The sequence below is a fragment of the Pseudomonas sp. E1MeOHC2 genome, assembly GCF_058745025.1.
Genome location: NZ_CP196675.1, coordinates 1,668,886 through 1,686,170 on the forward strand (window position 1 = coordinate 1,668,886; position 17,285 = coordinate 1,686,170).

Here is a 17,285-nt window from a genome sequence, read left to right on the forward strand (position 1 = left end):
AGTCATCAGTGGGTCTGGCCCAGGGCCGAAGGCGCCTTGAGCTCATCGGAAGGGGCGCCCTTGGGGCGTGTGCGGACGAAGAACACGGCGATAGCCGCCAGCACAGACGTCACCGCCAGGCCATACAACCCGCCCTGGATCGAACCGGTTTGTTGTTCGAGCAGGCCGAAGGTGGTGGGGGCAACGAAGCCACCCAGGTTGCCGACCGAGTTGATCAGCGCAATCACTGCCGCCGCGATGCGGGCGTCCAAATAGCCCTGGGGGATCGGCCAGAACAGCGACGAAGCCGACTTGAACCCGATGGCAGCAAAGCAGATGGCGACAAAGGCGAACACCGGCCCACCGGTGGTGGACATGAACATGCCGATTGCGGCAATCACCAGCGCGGCAGCTACCCAGGCCTGCTGGAACTTCCAGCGGGTGGAACCGGACGCGAAGGCGTACATCGCCAGAATCGAGATCCGCCAGGGGATCGAGTTGAAGAAGCCAACCTGTAGGTCGCTGAGGTCGCCCATGCGCTTGATGATGCTCGGCAGCCAGAAGGTCGCGGCATAGATGGTCAGCTGAATGCAGAAGTAGATCAGGCAGAACAGTACGATCTGGCGGTCCTTGAGCAGGCTCCAGGCCGAAGGCTTGACGGCGCCCAGCGCCTCACGCTCACGCTGCTCGCCGTCGATGGCCTGGACCAGCGCCTCCTGCTCGGCCTGGCTCAACCACTTGGCATCCTGCGGTTTGGAGTCAAGCCAGAAGAACACGAAGAAACACAGCGTCACCGATGCCATGCCTTCGATGAACAGCATCCACTGCCAGCCGTGCAGGCCCAGCCCCTGAATCTGCATCAAGGCCCCGGCCAGCGGGCCGGAGATCAGCGACGCCAGCGCCGAACCGCTGAGGAAGATGGCAATCGCCTTGCCGCGCTCGGCGGCGGGTAGCCAGCGGGTGAAGTAGTAGATCACGCCGGGGAAAAACCCGGCCTCGGCAACACCCAGCAGAAAACGCAGCACATAGAACTGGGTTTCGGTCTGCACAAAGGCCATTGCCGTGGCCACCAGGCCCCAGGTGAACATGATGCGGGTCAGCCATAACCGTGCGCCGACACGCTGCAGGAGCATGTTGGAGGGCACTTCGAACAACGCATAGCCGATGAAGAACAGCCCGGCGCCAAAACCGAAGGCAGCGGCGCTGATGCCCAGGTCGCTTTCCAGGTGAGGGCGGACGAAGCCGATGTTGACGCGGTCGAGGTAGTTGACGATGAACATGATGACGAACAGCGGCAGGACGTGGCGCTTGACCTTGGCCACGGCAGTGGCCAGTACGTCGCCATCAGCCCGGGCAGACGGAGCGAGGGTGTCGTTCACTTGCGGATCTCCCACTAGTTGTTTTTATGCGGGTTGTCTGACATGACAGTGGGGAGGAGCATATGCGCCGCAAGGTTGTACGACAAGATAGGTAAAGTCGCCAAAAAGGCAAAATACAAGCTATCAGAATGACAATATGCTGCGATCTTGCAAAAACAACAGCGAACGACGCTGCCTTCAAGATAAGAAAAACCAGCAGAAAATATTTTTATGAATTAGCTTGTCGTACAAGTTAAACGATGACTCGGAGCTCGCCATGGGCACAGCGAACATGCGTCTACGCGGCCACAGCCGCGCCCACGACCTGGTCTCCAGCCTTACCCAGCAGATCCTGCTGGGTACCTTCAAGCCAGGCGACAAGCTGCCGTCGGAAAACACCCTGGTGCGCGAGCACGGCGTCAGTCGTACCGTGGTGCGCGAAGCCTTGTCGAAGTTGCAGGCCTCAGGGCTGGTCGAGCCCCGCCACGGTATCGGTACCTTCGTGATAGAGCGCCAGCCCCAGGCAGGCCTGCGCGTTGGCGCGGAAAACGCCGCCAGCGTGCGCGACCTGCTGGAGCTGCGCATCGGCCTGGAAGGCCAGGCCGCCGCCCTCGCCGCGGTGCGCCGCGACGACGGGCACGTGGCACGCATGCGTCAGGCATTGGACGATTATCAGGACCTGGCCGCCGCCGGCGACAGTTGCATCGAGGCCGACCGGCGCTTTCATCTGCTGATCGCCGAGGCCACCGGCAACCTGTACTTCAGCGAGATGATGGCCCAGCTTGGCAGCGGGCTGATCCCGCGCAATCGCATGGCCCTGGCCGAACGTGCCGGGGCCAGGCTGGCCAGGCATGCGTACCTGGCCAATCTGGAGCACGAGGCGATACTCAATGCCATCCGCCGCCAGGACCCGGATGCAGCGCGGGCCGCAATGTGCCTGCACCTGTCCAATAGCCGCGACAGATTGCTGCCTGAGTGAGCCTGTAGCGGCAATTACCAGGTCAGGCAGATCTTGCCGAAATGCCGATTGCTCTCCTGGTAGCGGAACGCATCGACGATCTGCTCCAGTTCGAAGTGCTTGTCCACCACCGGCCGCAGGCCATTGGCATCAATTGCCCGCACCATCGCCTGCTGCTGCGCCCGGCTGCCGACCAGCACGCCCTGCAGGCGAATCTGCCGCACCAGGGCCTGAACCAGGGGCAACTGCCCTGCCACCCCGGTGAGGATGCCAATCAACGACACATGCCCACCAATGCGCGTGGCAATCATCGATTGCTCCAGGGTGGCCGGGCCGCCCACTTCGATCACATGGTCGACACCGCGATTGTGGGTGAGCTCACGCACCTTCTCACCCCAGGCCGGGGTGCTCTTGTAGTTGATCAGGTGGTCGGCGCCCAGCGCCTTGAGGCGTTCGAGCTTGGCATCGCTGGACGACGTCGCGATCACGGTTGCACCCGCCAGCTTGGCGAACTGCAAGGCGAAGATCGACACCCCGCCCGTGCCCTGCACCAGCACCGTATCGCCGGGCTTGAGGTGGTCATCGCTCATCAAGGCGCGCCAGGCGGTCAGGCCTGCTGTGGTCAGCGTGGCGGCCTCGGCGTGGCTGTAGCCCTTGGGCGCGAGGGTGAAGGACGTGGCGCGAGCGGTGACCTGCTCACGGGCGTAGCCGTCGAGGCCATCGCCAGGCACCCTGGCGAACCCTTCGACATTGGCCCGGCCATCGAGCCAGTCCGGGAAGAAGGTGCTGACAACATTGTCGCCGACCTGGAACTCGCTGACACCCGCGCCCACCGCCGTCACTTCGCCGGCACCGTCGGCCATGGGGATACGCCGCTCGCTCGGCCCCCACATGCCGCTGACCACGGCGAAGTCGTGGTAGTTGAGGGAACTGGCGTGCAAACGCACGGTGATCTCGCCGGCCTGTGGCGCAGGCGCCTCGCAGGTGCCGACCTGTACTTTGTCGTAGCCGCCGCCAGGTTGGACGTAGATGGCCTTGCTGCTCATGGCTGGGTCTCCATTCAGGGAAAAACTGCGGTTCAGCATAGCCAGTGCGGGCTGCCTCCCCTGTGGGAGCAGGTTTATCCGCGAAAAGGCCCGCACTGCCAATACACAAAAAATCAGCCAAGCATCGCGCGCAACGCCCGGCAATCCGCCGCATGCCAATCCACCAGATGCGGCCACGGGTTGTCCGGCAAGTTGACCAGTACGGTCCGCGCCCCGGCCGCACGCCCGCAATCCAGGTCAAAGCGATAGTCACCGACCATCACCAGTTCGCTGGGCGCCACACCCCAAGCCCCGGCGATCTTCAGCAGGCCATCCGGGCTAGGCTTGGGTTCGGCCTCATCACGGCCAAGCACATGCTCCACCGGGAAGCAGTCAGCCAGGCCAATGGCTTCCAGGGTGACATGCGCAAGCTCCCGGGCGTTGCGGGTGAGGATCGCCAACCGGCATCCCCGCCCAGCCAGCTCGCGCACCAGCTCCACCGCCCCCGTCGCGGCCTTTGAGGCCAGCGCCAGGTCGCGCTCATGTTCCAGCAGCCAGGCATGCTTGGCCGCCGCTTGCGCCGCCGGCAAGGCCGCCAGGTGGGTCAGGATGTCGTGCTCGGGCGGGATCTCCAGCGCTTCGCGGATGGCCGCAAAATCGTGCACTGCCACGGTCAGGGTGCCGTCCATGTCGAACACCCAGTTGCGTACCTCGCCCAGGCTCATGCCCAGTCCTTGCGATGGCGAATCAGGCCTTCCTGGCTCGACGACGCCACCAGTTGCCCGGCCTGGTTGAAGATGCTGCCCCGGCAGAAGCCGCGGGCATTGCCGGCCCAAGGGCTGTCGGTGGCGTACAGCAACCACTCGTCGGCGCGCAGGTTGCCATGGAACCACAGCGAATGATCGAGGCTGGCGATCTGCATGTCGCGCTGCCACACCGATTTGCCATGGGGCAGCAAGGCGGTGGTCAGCAGGCCGAAGTCAGAGGCGTAGGCCAGCAGGTACTTGTGCAGCGCAGGCACGTCCGGCAGGTTGCCGTCGGCACGGAACCAGGCGTACTTCACCGGGTCGCCGGGCTTGGGGTTGAACGGGTCACGCTCGGTCACCGGGCGGATCTCGATCGGCTTGGCACACAGCACCTTGTCGCGGATCCGCTCAGGCAGGTGCTCGGCCATGGCACTGGCCAGTTCGACTTCGCTGGGCAGGTTTTCCGGGCCCACCACATCGGGCATCTGCGCCTGGTGCTCGAAGCCCTCTTCGTCGTACTGGAACGACGCGCTGCAAGTAAAGATGGTGTGGCCCTTCTGGATCGCCGTCACCCGGCGGGTGCTGAAGCTGCCACCGTCACGCACACGGTCCACCGAATACACCACCGGCAAGCTGGCATCGCCAGGGCGCAGGAAGTAACCGTGCAGCGAATGCACATGGCGCGCATCCTCGACCGTCTGGCTGGCCGCCGACAATGACTGGCCCAGCACCTGCCCGCCATACAGCTGGCGGAAGCCCAGGTCCTGGCTGCGTCCACGGAACAGGTTCTCCTCGATGGACTCGAGGCTCAACAGGTCGACCAGGTCGTCCAACACATGACTCATCGGGGGTTCTCCTAGCAAGGCAACTCAGCTCTACAACACTTTCATGAAGGCAAATGATACAGGGTTTGTCATTCGCACCGCGCATGGCCCTCCATTCAGCCGCGCAGGGTCTGCTCCCAGTGTGCACGGTCGATGCGGTACAGCACATGAGGGCGCAACGGGTGGCCGACAGGCAGGCGCGGGTGTTCGAAACTACCACTCGGGTCCTGGAGCATACCGATGGCCTGCATGACCTTCTGCGAGGGCAAGTTGCTCTGGCTAGTGAACGACACCACCTCATCCAGGCGCAATTGGGCGAAGGCACAACGCAGGCAAGTCCAGGCCGCTTCACTGGCAAACCCCAGGCCCCAGTGCCGACGCGCCAGGCGCCAGCCGATTTCCACCGCGGGCGCGAAATCGGCCTCGAAACTGACGTTCAACAGCCCGGTCATGCCAATGAACGCGCCGCTGTCCTTGCGCTCCAGGGCCCACAGGCCGAAACCGTGCTCATTGAAATGGCCACGGATGCGCCCGATCAGGGCAGCCGCTTCCAGGCGCGTCAGGGGCGCTGGGAAGTAGCGCATCACCTGCGGATCGGCGCACAGCGCGGCGAACTCGCGCAGGTCGTCGTCGTGCCATTGGCGCAACACCAAGCGTGCGCTTTCCAGTTCCAGAATAGGGGTCATCGGGCGTGCTCCGGTTTTGCTGTCTTGCAGTTTACAGCGTAGGCGCGGGCGAACGTTTCACTCAAGCAGCAGCACTTGAATGCAATTTTCACAGCGCCTTCACCGGCACCCGACAGGCCGCTTTCCAGAATGACGCCAGCCACGCCTACACCTGGCGTGGCCATGCCATCGGAGCGACGCATGCCATCGAGCAATACCCTGGGACACCCTGCCATCCACGCCCGGCGCAAGCGACGCTTGTCGCGCAAGGCCCTGGGCCTGTGCATGGTGGTGGCGGCGTTGACCACCTGGTTGGCAACGAGGACGCACATCGTGGACCTTGGCAACGAGCAACAATTGACTGACAGCGGCCTGTTGCAGGACTGGGCCGACGGCGCCGTGATCGTGATGATTCGCCATGCCGAACGCTGCGACAGCGCACCCGGCCCGTGCCTGGACGACCCCACCGGCATCACCGTGGCCGGCACCCACGCGGCCACCCAGGTCGGCCAGGGCTTGCACACGCTGGGCCTGAACAATGCCGATGTACTGAGCAGCCCTAAAGTGCGTACACGCCAGACCGCGCACTTCATTCTGGGGCAAGCGGTACCCAGCGCTGCCTGGCTGGAGAGCTGCGACAACCAGTTCGCCGATGAAGCCCTGGCGCGCAAACGGCCTGGGCACAACTTGGTGCTGGTGACCCACAACGGCTGCATCGACCATTTCCAGCGCCAGCAGCGGGTGGTTGGCGGGGAGCGGGAAAGCGGCTATGCCAGTGCGCTGTTCGTTTCGGTAGACGGCAACGGCAAGGCACGGATCCTGGGCCGGTTGAACGAGCCGGATTGGCAGCGGGTGCTGGCCAGCACCGGCAAGTGACAACCTAGCGTGACAAGCCGGTTGCGCGGCGCTGCACAACTGGCAAGATCAGCACTGGCCCCCATTGCGAACCCACCATGCCGTTGCCGCTGATCTACCACGATGACTACAGCCCGGCGTTCCCCGCTGAACACCGCTTCCCGATGGACAAGTTTCGCCTGCTGCGCGACCACCTGGTCGACAGCGGCCTGACCCGCGACCAGGACCTGTTGCGCCCGCAGATCTGCCCCAACGACATCCTCGCGCTGGCCCACGACCGCAGCTACATCGAGCGCTACATGAGCGGCGACCTGTCCCGCGAGGACCAGCGTCGCCTCGGCCTGCCCTGGAGCGAGGCGCTGGCCCGGCGCACCGTGCGTGCCGTCGGTGGTTCGCTGCTGAGCGCCGAGCTGGCACTGGAGCATGGCATCGCCTGTCACCTCGCCGGTGGCACGCACCACGCCCATTACGACCACCCCGCCGGCTTCTGCATCTTCAACGACCTGGCCGTGATCAGCCGCTACCTGCTGGAAGCCGGGCGGGTGCACCGGGTGCTGATCTTCGATTGCGACGTGCACCAGGGCGATGGCACCGCACGGATACTGCACGACACACCCGACGCGATCACCGTGTCACTGCACTGTGAACAGAACTTCCCAGCCCGCAAGGCGCAAAGCGATTGGGATATCCCCCTGCCTCGCGGCATGGGCGACGCGGCCTACCTCAAGGTCGTGGACGATGCCCTCAACTACCTGCTGCCGCTCTACCAGCCAGACCTGGTGCTGTACGACGCCGGCGTGGATGTGCACAAGGACGACGCCCTGGGCTACCTGCAACTGACCGATGAAGGCCTGGCGGCACGCGACGAGCGGGTGATGCGCCAGTGCCTGGGCCGCGACATCCCCGTGGTGGGCGTGATCGGTGGCGGCTACAGCAAGGACCGCGCAGCCTTGGCGCGGCGCCATGGCATCCTGCATCACAGCGCGGCGAAGGTCATCGGTTGTTCACAATGACTGTGGAACCGCCTGTGGATAAGCTGCTGGAAAGCGACTGCAGCCCTTTAGCCACGCTGCCTGTAAGGTATTGATCATTTTTTGATCAGTGCTTGCGCAAGCCCGGCTGCGCTAGAATGCGCACTCTTTTCCACAACCTGCCGCCGCCCATGCCCGATTTACGCCACTCCGCCCCTCCCCTTGTCGCCGTCATCGGTGGCGGCCCCGCCGGCCTGATGGCTGCCGAAGCGCTGGCCCAGGCGGGCTTGGCGGTCGAGGTGTTCGATGCCATGCCCTCGGTGGGCCGCAAGTTCCTGCTGGCAGGTGTCGGCGGCATGAACATCACCCATTCCGAGCCCTATCCGGCCTTCGTCGCGCGCTATGCCGAACGCCAGGGCGAATTGGGCGCCCTGCTGCGCGGCTTCGATGCCGACGCCTTGCGCCAGTGGATTCACGGCCTGGGTATCGAAACCTTCGTCGGCACTTCGGGCCGGGTCTTCCCTCGCGACATGAAGGCCGCCCCCTTGTTGCGCGCCTGGCTCAAGCGCCTGCGCGACAGCGGTGTAGTTATCCACACCCGCCATCGCTGGTTGGGTTGGAATGACGATGGCAGCCTGCGGATCGCTTATCCACAGGGTGAACGCGAGGTACATGTGGCCGCTGTGGTGCTTGCGTTGGGCGGGGGCAGTTGGGCGCGCCTAGGTTCCGACGGTGCGTGGCAGCCGCTGCTGGCTGAGCGGGCTGTGGATATCTCGCCCTTGCAGCCGAGCAACTGTGGTTTTGAAGTCGAAGGCTGGAGCGCCTTGCTCAAGGACAAGTTTGCCGGCGCACCGCTGAAAAACATTGCCCTGAGCGTGCCGGGCAGCCAGCCGCGTAAAGGTGAGTTCATCCTCACCGCACAAGGGGTCGAGGGCAGCCTGGTGTACGCCCTGTCAGCGCCGGTGCGCGAAGCCATCAACCGTGATGGCCGTGGCGTGCTTGTGCTCGACCTGCTGCCGGACAAGGCTGTGGATAACATTGCCCAGGCGTTGGCCAGGTCGCGTGGCTCGCGCTCGATGGCCAAGCACCTGCACAGCCAGCTGGGCATCGACGGGGTCAAGGCAGCGCTGTTGCGGGAGCTGACCGATCAGGCCACGTTCGCCGACCCTCAAGCGCTGGCGCGGGCAATCAAGGGGTTGCCGATCACCTTGGTGCGCACCCGGCCGCTGGATGAAGCCATCAGCAGTGCGGGCGGGGTGCGCTTTGAAGGGCTGGATGAGGGGTTGATGGTCAAGGCATTGCCGGGGGTGTTCTGTGCCGGCGAGATGCTGGACTGGGAGGCGCCGACCGGGGGGTATCTGCTGACGGCGTGTTTTGCCAGCGGGCTGCGCGCTGGGCGGGCGGCGGCGGAATGGGTAGCGGGGCTGCCTGACAGGTAGCTGCAGCCCAACTTTCTGGGTGCAGTCCACTTTGTGGGAGCGGGCTTGCCCCGCGAATGAGGCCACCCAGTGCATGGCACCGGCTTCGCCGGTGTTCGCGGGGCAAGCCCGCTCCCACACGGCCCCCTGCCAAACCAACGTGGTGGTTCTACAGGGGCGCCCCCGGCGATATCAAGGCTTACGCTTACGCGGCCCACCATTGAAACTCGGCACCTTACGCACCGCTTTCACTGACGGCGCCGGGCTCGCCGCTTCGGCACTGTCCATCCAGCGCCCCAAACCACGTTTGGCGCTGTTCTCTTTCGGCTTCTTGGGCTTCTTCGGCTTCTTGATCACCTGGCCACTGGCATCGGTCATCGGCACGCGGTGCTCAGGGATAAAGTCCGGTTCTTCATGGCGCGGCAAGGTCTGGCGGATCAGCGTCTCGATCGACGCCAACATTTGCACCTCATCGGCACACACCAACGAAATCGCCTCCCCTTTGTTGCCGGCACGGCCAGTACGACCAATGCGGTGCACATAATCCTCGGCAACAATCGGCAGGTCGAGGTTGACCACCAGCGGCAGGTCGTCGATATCCAGCCCGCGCGCTGCAACATCGGTCGCCACCAACACCTGGATTTCACGGGCCTTGAAGGTATCCAGCGCCCGCTGGCGCGTGGCCTGTGGGCGGTCGCCATGGATGCCATCGGCATTGATGCCTTCGCTCAGCAAACGCTCCACCAACTGGTCGACACCGTTGCGGGTCTTGGCAAACACCAGCACCTGGCTCCAGCGCTGCTTGCGCAGCAAATGGCAGAACAGGTCGGCCTTGCGCTTCTTGTCCACAGGCACCAGCCACTGCTTGACGGTGGTGGCGGCGGCATTGCGCGGGCTGACTTCGATGCTCAGCGGGTCGTTCAGGGCCAGGCCGGCAAGGACCCGGATCTGGTCCGAGAAGGTCGCGGAAAACAGCAGCGTCTGGCGCTTGCGCGGCAGCGCTGCGTACACCGACTGCAGCTCCTCGGCAAAACCCAGGTCGAGCATGCGGTCGGCTTCGTCGAGCACCAGGGTCTGGACCTGGTTGAACTTCACGGCGTTCTGCCGGAACAGATCGAGCAAGCGACCCGGCGTGGCCACCAGCAGGTCGACGCCACGGCGCAGGCGCATCATCTGCGGGTTGATGCTGACGCCGCCGTACACCGCATAGGTGCTCAGCGGCAGGTTCTCGGCATACTCGCGCACATTGTTGTGCACCTGCTCGGCCAGCTCGCGGGTGGGGACCAGTATCAGCGCGCGGATCGAGTTGCTGGCAGCTTTCTCACCTTCAAGCGCCAGGCGCTGCAGCACCGGCAGGGCAAACCCTGCGGTCTTGCCGGTGCCGGTCTGGGCTGCGGCCATCAGGTCGCGGCCGGCCAGCACGGCAGGGATGGCCTGGGCCTGGACCGGGGTCGGGGTGGTGTAGTCCAGCTGCTGCAAGGTACGCAGCAAAGGTTCGATCAGGCCGAGTTTGGCGAAATTCATGGCAATACCGTCAGGGGGTTCAGCGAAGGCGGCAAGTTTACCGCAACACCCCGGCCTACTTGCAGATTTCGCCCTTCAGCGGTTGCGCAGGCTGTGGCGCTTTGCGCCATTGAGGCAGGCCGATCAGCACCACTGCGCCAATGATCACCGCCATCGCCACGCACTCTTCGGCACCGATTTGTTCGCCGGCGAAGACGATACCTAGCAGCACCGCCACCGCCGGGTTGACGTAGGCATAGCTGGTCGCGGCTGCGGGGCGCACATGCTTGAGCAGGTACATATAGGCACTGAACGCCAGGATCGAGCCGAAGAACACCAGGTAGGCCAGCGCGCCCCAACCGGCAGCGGTCGGCATCTGGGTCATGCGCTCGCCCGACACCACGCTGCCAAGCAGTAGCACTGCACCGCCCACCAGCATTTCGGCAGCACTGGCCATCGGCCCCTGGGGCAGCGGCAAGCTCTTGCTCCATACCGAACCGAATGCCCACGAAGCCGCCGCGAACAGGATCAGTGCCGCGCCAATCGGGCTTGCCTGCAAGTTGGAGCCGAGGTTGAGCAGCCCGATGCCGACCAGCCCAAGCCCGATCCCTGCCCACTCGAGCCGCGAGTTACGGTGGCCAAACAGCAGGCCGAACACCAGGGTGAACAGCGGCACCGTCGCCACCGCCAGTGCCGCCACGCCTGAGGCCACACCGGCGTGCTCAGCCACGGTCACGCCGCCGTTGCCACAACTGAGCAACAAAAAACCGATTGCCCCCGCCGCCCGCCACTGCGGCCAGGTCGGCGCCGGCACACCCCGCCAGCGCAGAAAGCCATACAGCAAGCCCCCAGCGATCAGAAAGCGTACCCCTGCCATGAGCATGGGTGGCCACGATTCGACGCCAATGCGAATAAACAGGTAAGTGGAACCCCAGACCAGATACAGGGCCATGAAGGCGCCAATGAGCAGGAGCGGGAAGCGACGGGAGGCAGGCATGGGAAAGTACTCGAAATCCGTTTACGGGTGACTTAGTTTAGAAAGGCCACTGCGTAAACTTAAGTTACAAAACAGCTTTAAATCACCCGAACACTTTGCAATGAACGGTTATTGTAGTGTTTTCCAAATGAATCGAAGCCGCACAGGAAAACCCCATGGACAAGTACGACCGCATGCTGCTCGCCGCCCTGCTCGAAAACGGCCGGGCCACGTTTGCGCAGTTGGCGCGTCAGGTGAATTTGTCGGCGCCTGCAGTGGCCGAACGGGTGGCAAAACTCGAAGCCAGCGGCGTCATCACCGGCTACGCGGCGAAGGTAGACCTGGAAAAGATCGGCCTGCCGATCCAGTGCGTAATCGAACTGCGCCTGGCCAGCCATGGCAATCAGCAGGCCTATGATGCGCTGGCACGCATCCCCGAACTGACCGAGTGCCATCGCGTCACCGGTGACCCCTGCGTGATCATGCAGGCGGCGGTGGGCTCGATGGGGGAGCTGGAGGCGCTGATCAACCGGGTTTCACAACTGGGCTTCAGCAAGACCTCGATCATTCTTTCCAGCGCAATCGAGCGACGGGTACCGCTCGATCATTTGCAGGGCCCGGGCAAAAAACAGCCATGAATGGCAGTCAATGCCGCAACAACAACCGCCCCTCGATCGGCACATAACGGCTGGCGGCGCGAATCAGTGACATCGCGGTAAGCCCAGGCACGCCATACACCACCGCTTCGGTGCCATGGCGCTGGATGACCCGCTCGAGCAACAGATCGAAGTCGCCATCACCGGAGGCCAGCACCACCTGGTCCACGCGGCTGGCCGCGTCGATCACATCAAGGGTGATGCCCACATCCCAGTCACCTTTGGCCGAGCCATCGCTGCGCTGGATGTACGGTTTCAGCCGCACCTCGAAACCGAGGTTGCGCAAAATCTGCTGAAACTGCTGTTGCTTGCTGTCACCGCGGTCGATGGCATAGGCCACGGCTTCGACGATCTGCCCTTCGCGGCTGATCTCGGCCCACAGCGCGGCATAGTTGAAATGGCAACCGTGCGCCTGGCGCACGGTGTAGTAGAGGTTCTGCACGTCGGCGAACAACGCGATCTTTTTCACCTGGAACCTCTTCATCTGATGGAATTCGGGGCTGCCCTGCAGCCCCAAAATGCCAGCAGTATGCCAGACCCGTCAGACGTAGGAATCGTCGTCGGAGAAGAACCCGCCGTCATCGCTGCCATAATCGTTATCGGCGTAACTGCCCTGGTCGCTGCCCCAACCGCCGTTGTCGGCCACCTGCTGTTGCCCGCCTTGATCGTTCCAGCCGCCAGTATCGCTGGCCGGTGCTGGCTCGTCCTTGTTCACCTCTGCCACTTCCTCAGGTTGTGAGTTGTGGTTGAACAGGCTGCTTATACCCTGAGCAAGCAACACCCCGCCTGCCACACCGGCTGCGGTCTGCATCGCACCACCCAGGAAGCTGCTGGCACCACCGCGCGCTGGCGCTGCGCCGAAACCGGGCTGCTGTTGTTGCTGCGCTTGCTGCGGGTTGAAGCCCGGCGCGGACGGTTCGCGCCAGCCTCCGCCTGAAAAAGCGGGCGCCGAAGGCCGCTGCGGCTGCGGCTGCGTGGCCGGTGGCGCACTACGCCCACCGGAACCGAAGATGCTCGACAGGAAACCACCGCCGCTGTTGCTCGGGGTGCTGCTACCCGCACGGCTGGCCTCGACTTGCGCACGGGCTTGTTTGAGCTCCGCTTCCAGCTGCTTGTTCTGCTCGTCCAGGCGCTTGATAGCCGCTTCCTGAACCAGAATCGCCTGGGCCATGTAATACGGCGCTGCCGGCTGCTGACGCACATGCTCTTCGATGCACGCCTGGGCCAGGGCATCGCGGGGCTGGCTCGGGTCTTCAGCTTGCTTGATGCGGCCGAACAGGCTATCGATCAGGGTTTGTTCTTCAGTGTTCATGAAGCTACCTCGTGGGGACGCGGGACAACGGACAGCGTCAAAGATGGGGGGTGCAGGCGCTGGATTCAATCACTGCGGCGGTGAAACTTTTTTCAGCAAGTGACAGCTGCGAGCCTGCTTTGGGCTAAAGTTAGGCCCCTGCTTTTACTGCCATGCGATGTTGACCGATGAATCCGCTGAGCGTTCTGCGCGACTCCCTGTACTTCTTCCGCCGCCACCTGCCAAGCATCATCCCACTGTGCTTGCCGCTGGTGGTGCTCGAAGCCCTGCTGACCCAACTGCTCTACCGGCAGATGGGCGACCAGGCCTCACCCGCCTACGGCATGCTGGTGAGCCTGCTGTTCTACCCGCTCTACAGCGCGGCGCTGATCCTCTACCTGGACACCCGCAGCAATGGCCAGGACATTTCCAAGCGTGATCTGTTCGCCCGCGCCCTACAGTTATGGCCGCAGCTAGCCCTGCTGATCCTGATCAGTTCGCTGCTGATCATGGCGGGCCTGGCACTGTTCGTCTTCCCCGGGGTGTGGATCATGATCAACCTGGTGTTCGCCGAATACCTACTGGTGCTGCGCGGCCTGCCTGTCGTGCAGTCGATGCGCGAGAGCGCGCGGATGACCACCGGCAATTTCATGCGCATCATGATCTGCGTGCTTGGGGTACTGGCACCGATCTGGCTGATCGACGGGCTGTTGCTGATGGCCTTCCCGCAGCCGGCTCCGGGCATGGAGCTGGCCATGGACAGCCTGAGCGGCTTCTTGCAGCTGTTCAGTACGGTGGTGCTGTACCGCCTGTTCATGCTGTTGGAGGCTGATTCCAGCGCCTGAGGCCAGGCTTCCGATAACGGAAAACCTGCAGCCTGCCTGTAACCCTGTACTCAAGTGAAAGTGTTGGCACTTCATCGGCCAACACGGAAGCTTCCATGACCACCTCCACAAGCGATACCAACTGGGCAGAGGATGCCGAGGTCTTCCTAGGCACCCTCGAAGTGCTCGACCCCGCAACTGCCCTCGCAGACTTGGCAGGTGAAGACGCCAGGTCTGTCTATCTCAGTCTCTTCAAAGACAATGATCGCCAAGTGATCAGCGGCCAGAGCGATTGGCTGGTGGCCGGGCGTCAGGAGCCTTCCAGCGTTTTCCGCTTTCACTATCACTCGAGGTCGCCGGATCGGCTGCACTTCATGATCACCGGCAGTGGCAAAAACCATGAGAAAAAACTGGGGATCAGCCGCAACGGTTATCTTGGCCTCTACCGCTATGCCAGCGTGACCGATTACTTCAAGTTCGAACCGCTGCTGTGGACCGAAAATACCCTGATCTGCCACTGGCGCGACCATCAGGGCCACAAGGTGCGGACCCATCACAATCCTGCAGTGGCAACACCGAGCTTTTCTTATCTGAAGATTCTTGAAGGTGAACAGGCCATCTTCCGCATCACCCGCGTGGGCGCATCCACCCCTTGAGCCGATTCACGTGCCACGGGGCTTGGCCCGCGCCGTGGCTTCAGCCACCAGCGGGTCATCCGGCCAGTAGTGCTTGGGGTAGCGGCCCTTGAGGTCCTTCTTCACTTCGGCATAGGTGGTGCGCCAGAAGTTGGCCAGGTCCTGGGTTACCTGCACGGGCCGGCGAGCGGGTGATAGCAGATGCAACTTGACCTGCTGACGCCCCTGGGCGATGCGTGGCGTGTCTGCCAGGCCAAACAGCTCCTGCAGACGCACCGCAAGAATGGGTGGGTTTTCACTGTAGTCCAGGCGAATGTTCGAGCCCGACGGCACGGCCAGATGCGCGGGCGCCCACTCGTCCAGGCGCTGCGGCAATGGCCACGGCAGCAGGTTGCGCAGGATCGACGACAGGTCCAGGGCGGCAAAATGGCTCAAGCGCGAAACCTTGCCCAGGTACGGCTGCAGCCAGTCTTCCAGGTTGGCCAGCAGGGCCTCGTCGCCCAGGTCGGGCCACTCACTGTGCCCGTTCTGGTCCAGGTCCAGTTGACGCAGCAACGCTACCCGCGCCTGCCACTGACGCAGTTCCGGCGTCCAGGTCAGCAGATTGAGGCCTTTACGCCGCACCAGGCCGATCAAGGCCCTGGCGCGGGCTTCGTCATCCAGGCCAGGCAACGGCTCGCGGCTGAGCACCAGCTCGCCGACCTTGGTCTGGCGTTCGGCGCGCAACACCTGTGCGCGGTCGTCCCAGTCGAGGATATCGACCCGTTCGACCTGCTCGGCCAGCACATCGTCCAGCAGCGCTGGGTCGAACTCGGCAGCCAGGTAAATACGCTCTTCCCGCTGGCCCTGGCGGCTCCCCAGGTCGGCAACCACCAGCCAGGGGCACTTCATCAAGGCATCAACTTCAGCGAACAAAGCCGCGCGGCCATTGGCCAGGCGATATTCAGCGCTGCCCTCGCGCCGCTGCTGGGCGACCCGGTCTGGGTAGGCCAGCGCCAGCAATGCGCCCAACCAGCGCGAGTGTTCGGGGTCGGCGACCCCTGCGCCCGCCCTGCCGCGTAGCAACCCGCGGTATTGCCGGGCCAACTGCCGCGCACGCTGCACGCCGCCCTGCCCGCCTCGGGACGCCTTGCTTTCACCGCTGATCAACGCCAGCCGGCTGTGCAGGTCGGCACCCCCCCCGCGCTGGATATCACGCTCCCCCAGCAAGGCGGCGACATCACAGGCCATGGCGGCCAGCCCAAGATCCTGGCCACGCAGCAGCAAGTGGGCAATGCGCGGATGGGCCGGCAGTTCGGCCATGGCCTGGCCGTGTTCGCTGAGGTTGTCGCGGCTGCCGGCCTTGAACGCACTGAGCCGTGCCAGCAGGTCCTGGGCCTGGGAGAACGCCGCCGCTGGCGGCTGGTCCAGCCAGCGCAGCTGATCGGGCGTGACGCCCCAGCGGGCCAACTGCAAGGCCAGGCCCGCGAGGTCGGCCTGGAGTATTTCTGCGCTGCCGTGCGCGGCCAACTGGTCATGCTGTGCTTCGGACCATAGCCGGTAGCACACCCCTGGTTCCAGGCGGCCCGCCCGGCCGGCACGCTGGGTAGCGCTGGCACGGGAGATACGCTGGGTGTCGAGCCGGGTCATGCCACTGCCGGGGTCGAAACGCGGCACCCGCGCAAGGCCTGCGTCAACCACCACGCGCACGCCGTCGATGGTCAGGCTGGTTTCGGCGATGTTGGTGGCCAGCACCACTTTGCGCAGACCTGTTGGCGCCGGGTCGATCGCCGCGCGCTGGGCATTGAGGTCGAGTTCGCCATGCAATGGGCATAGCAAGATGTCGGAACGCTCGCCCAGCATGTCCTGAAGGCTCTGGTGAACCCGGCGGATTTCGGCCTGCCCGGGCAGGAATACCAGCACGCTACCGGGCTGCTCCGCCAACGCCTGGAGGACGCAATCGACGACCCGTGGCTCGATGAACTCGCCCGGCTGGGACGGCCGCCCCCAGTGGATGTCTACCGGGTACATGCGGCCTTCGCTGCTGACAACCGGTGCATCGTCGAGCAGCCGCGACAGGCGCTCGCCTTCCAGCGTCGCGGACATCAGCAGAATTTTCAGCGGCTCGTCACGCAGCAGCTCGCGCCCATTGAGGCTCAATGCCAAAGCGAGGTCAGCATCCAGGCTGCGCTCGTGGAACTCGTCGAAAATCAGCAGCCCCACGCCCTCCAGCGCAGGGTCCGCCTGCAGACGGCGGGTGAGGATACCCTCGGTGACCACCTCGATACGGGTCTTCGGCCCGACCTTGCTGTCCAGGCGAATACGATAGCCCACGGTTTCGCCGACCTTTTCACCCAGCTCGCTGGCCAGCCTTTCGGCCGCCGCGCGGGCGGCCAGGCGCCGTGGTTCGAGCATCACGATGGTCTGCCCGGCCAGCCACGGCGCGTTCAGCAACGCCAGGGGCACGCGGGTGGTCTTGCCGGCGCCGGGGGGCGCTTCGAGCACAGCTTCGTCGCGGTTTTCCAGGGCCTGGCGCAAAGCGGGCAGAACGGTATCGATCGGTAATGAAATCATGGTGGTCCTCGAACAGTCGGGCGAGTATAACGGCGAACCCAGCCTGCT

At 64.1% G+C, this 17,285-nt stretch carries 17 protein-coding genes; 7 read left to right on the plus strand and 10 right to left on the minus strand.

Features of this window, described 5'->3' with window-relative positions; genetic code table 11:
• Positions 1 to 5: 5 nt before the first annotated feature.
• The gene (locus ACSSU5_RS07410; RefSeq protein WP_492560908.1) at positions 6 to 1,358 is read right to left on the minus strand and encodes an MFS transporter; all 1,353 of its coding nucleotides are present in this window, start codon (positions 1,356 to 1,358) and stop codon (positions 6 to 8) included.
• A gap of 256 nt (positions 1,359 to 1,614) precedes the next feature.
• Between ACSSU5_RS07410 and ACSSU5_RS07415 the strand changes: the two genes are divergently transcribed.
• Positions 1,615 to 2,316, plus strand: a complete 702-nt coding sequence (locus ACSSU5_RS07415) for a FadR/GntR family transcriptional regulator (protein ID WP_264311473.1) — start codon at positions 1,615 to 1,617, stop codon at positions 2,314 to 2,316.
• Between the two features lie 14 nt (positions 2,317 to 2,330).
• Here ACSSU5_RS07415 and ACSSU5_RS07420 read toward each other — a convergent pair whose 3' ends face one another.
• From ACSSU5_RS07420 to ACSSU5_RS07435, 4 genes are all read right to left on the minus strand, one after another.
• Positions 2,331 to 3,341, minus strand: a complete 1,011-nt coding sequence (locus ACSSU5_RS07420; protein ID WP_492560909.1) for a zinc-dependent alcohol dehydrogenase family protein — start codon at positions 3,339 to 3,341, stop codon at positions 2,331 to 2,333.
• Between the two features lie 113 nt (positions 3,342 to 3,454).
• Positions 3,455 to 4,045 (minus strand): HAD family hydrolase, encoded by a 591-nt coding sequence (locus ACSSU5_RS07425; protein ID WP_492560910.1) that lies wholly within the window; start codon positions 4,043 to 4,045, stop codon positions 3,455 to 3,457.
• Positions 4,042 to 4,911 (minus strand): acyl-CoA thioesterase II, encoded by an 870-nt coding sequence (gene tesB / locus ACSSU5_RS07430; RefSeq protein ID WP_027595074.1) that lies wholly within the window; start codon positions 4,909 to 4,911, stop codon positions 4,042 to 4,044. Before tesB ends, ACSSU5_RS07425 begins: the two co-directional genes overlap by 4 nt.
• A gap of 95 nt (positions 4,912 to 5,006) precedes the next feature.
• Positions 5,007 to 5,576: a GNAT family N-acetyltransferase gene (locus ACSSU5_RS07435; protein ID WP_492560911.1), complete on the minus strand. Its 570-nt coding sequence runs from the start codon at positions 5,574 to 5,576 to the stop codon at positions 5,007 to 5,009.
• Between the two features lie 180 nt (positions 5,577 to 5,756).
• On the opposite strand from ACSSU5_RS07435, the gene pmrG reads away from it, so the two are divergent.
• The 3 genes from pmrG (at position 5,757) to ACSSU5_RS07450 (ending at position 8,820) form a co-directional block, all read left to right on the plus strand.
• Positions 5,757 to 6,431 (plus strand): lipopolysaccharide core heptose(II)-phosphate phosphatase PmrG, encoded by a 675-nt coding sequence (pmrG, locus tag ACSSU5_RS07440; protein WP_492560912.1) that lies wholly within the window; start codon positions 5,757 to 5,759, stop codon positions 6,429 to 6,431.
• 77 nt (positions 6,432 to 6,508) lie between these two features.
• Positions 6,509 to 7,423, plus strand: a complete 915-nt coding sequence (locus ACSSU5_RS07445; RefSeq protein WP_264311468.1) for a histone deacetylase family protein — start codon at positions 6,509 to 6,511, stop codon at positions 7,421 to 7,423.
• Between the two features lie 149 nt (positions 7,424 to 7,572).
• Complete coding sequence (locus tag ACSSU5_RS07450; protein ID WP_492561305.1) at positions 7,573 to 8,820, plus strand: TIGR03862 family flavoprotein; 1,248 nt, start codon at positions 7,573 to 7,575, stop codon at positions 8,818 to 8,820.
• A 171-nt stretch (positions 8,821 to 8,991) separates the two neighbouring features.
• Here ACSSU5_RS07450 and rhlE1 read toward each other — a convergent pair whose 3' ends face one another.
• Complete coding sequence (gene rhlE1, locus ACSSU5_RS07455) at positions 8,992 to 10,323, minus strand: RNA helicase RhlE1 (protein WP_492560913.1); 1,332 nt, start codon at positions 10,321 to 10,323, stop codon at positions 8,992 to 8,994.
• Between the two features lie 55 nt (positions 10,324 to 10,378).
• The gene (gene yedA, locus ACSSU5_RS07460) at positions 10,379 to 11,299 is read right to left on the minus strand and encodes a drug/metabolite exporter YedA (protein ID WP_186652640.1); all 921 of its coding nucleotides are present in this window, start codon (positions 11,297 to 11,299) and stop codon (positions 10,379 to 10,381) included.
• A 155-nt stretch (positions 11,300 to 11,454) separates the two neighbouring features.
• On the opposite strand from yedA, the gene ACSSU5_RS07465 reads away from it, so the two are divergent.
• Positions 11,455 to 11,916, plus strand: a complete 462-nt coding sequence (locus ACSSU5_RS07465) for an Lrp/AsnC family transcriptional regulator (protein WP_264311466.1) — start codon at positions 11,455 to 11,457, stop codon at positions 11,914 to 11,916.
• A gap of 7 nt (positions 11,917 to 11,923) precedes the next feature.
• Here ACSSU5_RS07465 and ACSSU5_RS07470 read toward each other — a convergent pair whose 3' ends face one another.
• Together ACSSU5_RS07470 and ACSSU5_RS07475 are read right to left on the minus strand one after the other, a co-directional pair.
• Positions 11,924 to 12,418 carry a LabA-like NYN domain-containing protein gene (locus tag ACSSU5_RS07470; protein ID WP_264311465.1) on the minus strand — a complete coding sequence of 165 codons (495 nt, stop codon included), beginning with the start codon at positions 12,416 to 12,418 and terminating at the stop codon, positions 11,924 to 11,926.
• 57 nt (positions 12,419 to 12,475) lie between these two features.
• Positions 12,476 to 13,246, minus strand: coding sequence for a DUF2076 domain-containing protein (locus tag ACSSU5_RS07475; RefSeq protein WP_492560914.1), 771 nt, complete (start codon positions 13,244 to 13,246; stop codon positions 12,476 to 12,478).
• Between the two features lie 167 nt (positions 13,247 to 13,413).
• On the opposite strand from ACSSU5_RS07475, the gene ACSSU5_RS07480 reads away from it, so the two are divergent.
• Both ACSSU5_RS07480 and ACSSU5_RS07485 read left to right on the plus strand, forming a co-directional pair.
• A complete protein-coding gene (locus tag ACSSU5_RS07480) occupies positions 13,414 to 14,070 on the plus strand; it encodes a YciC family protein (protein WP_492560915.1) in 657 nt (218 codons plus the stop codon).
• 95 nt (positions 14,071 to 14,165) lie between these two features.
• The gene (locus ACSSU5_RS07485; protein WP_492560916.1) at positions 14,166 to 14,705 is read left to right on the plus strand and encodes a hypothetical protein; all 540 of its coding nucleotides are present in this window, start codon (positions 14,166 to 14,168) and stop codon (positions 14,703 to 14,705) included.
• A 6-nt stretch (positions 14,706 to 14,711) separates the two neighbouring features.
• On the opposite strand, the gene hrpB is transcribed toward ACSSU5_RS07485, so the two are convergent.
• Positions 14,712 to 17,237 (minus strand): ATP-dependent helicase HrpB, encoded by a 2,526-nt coding sequence (hrpB, locus tag ACSSU5_RS07490; RefSeq protein WP_492560917.1) that lies wholly within the window; start codon positions 17,235 to 17,237, stop codon positions 14,712 to 14,714.
• Positions 17,238 to 17,285: the final 48 nt, after the last annotated feature.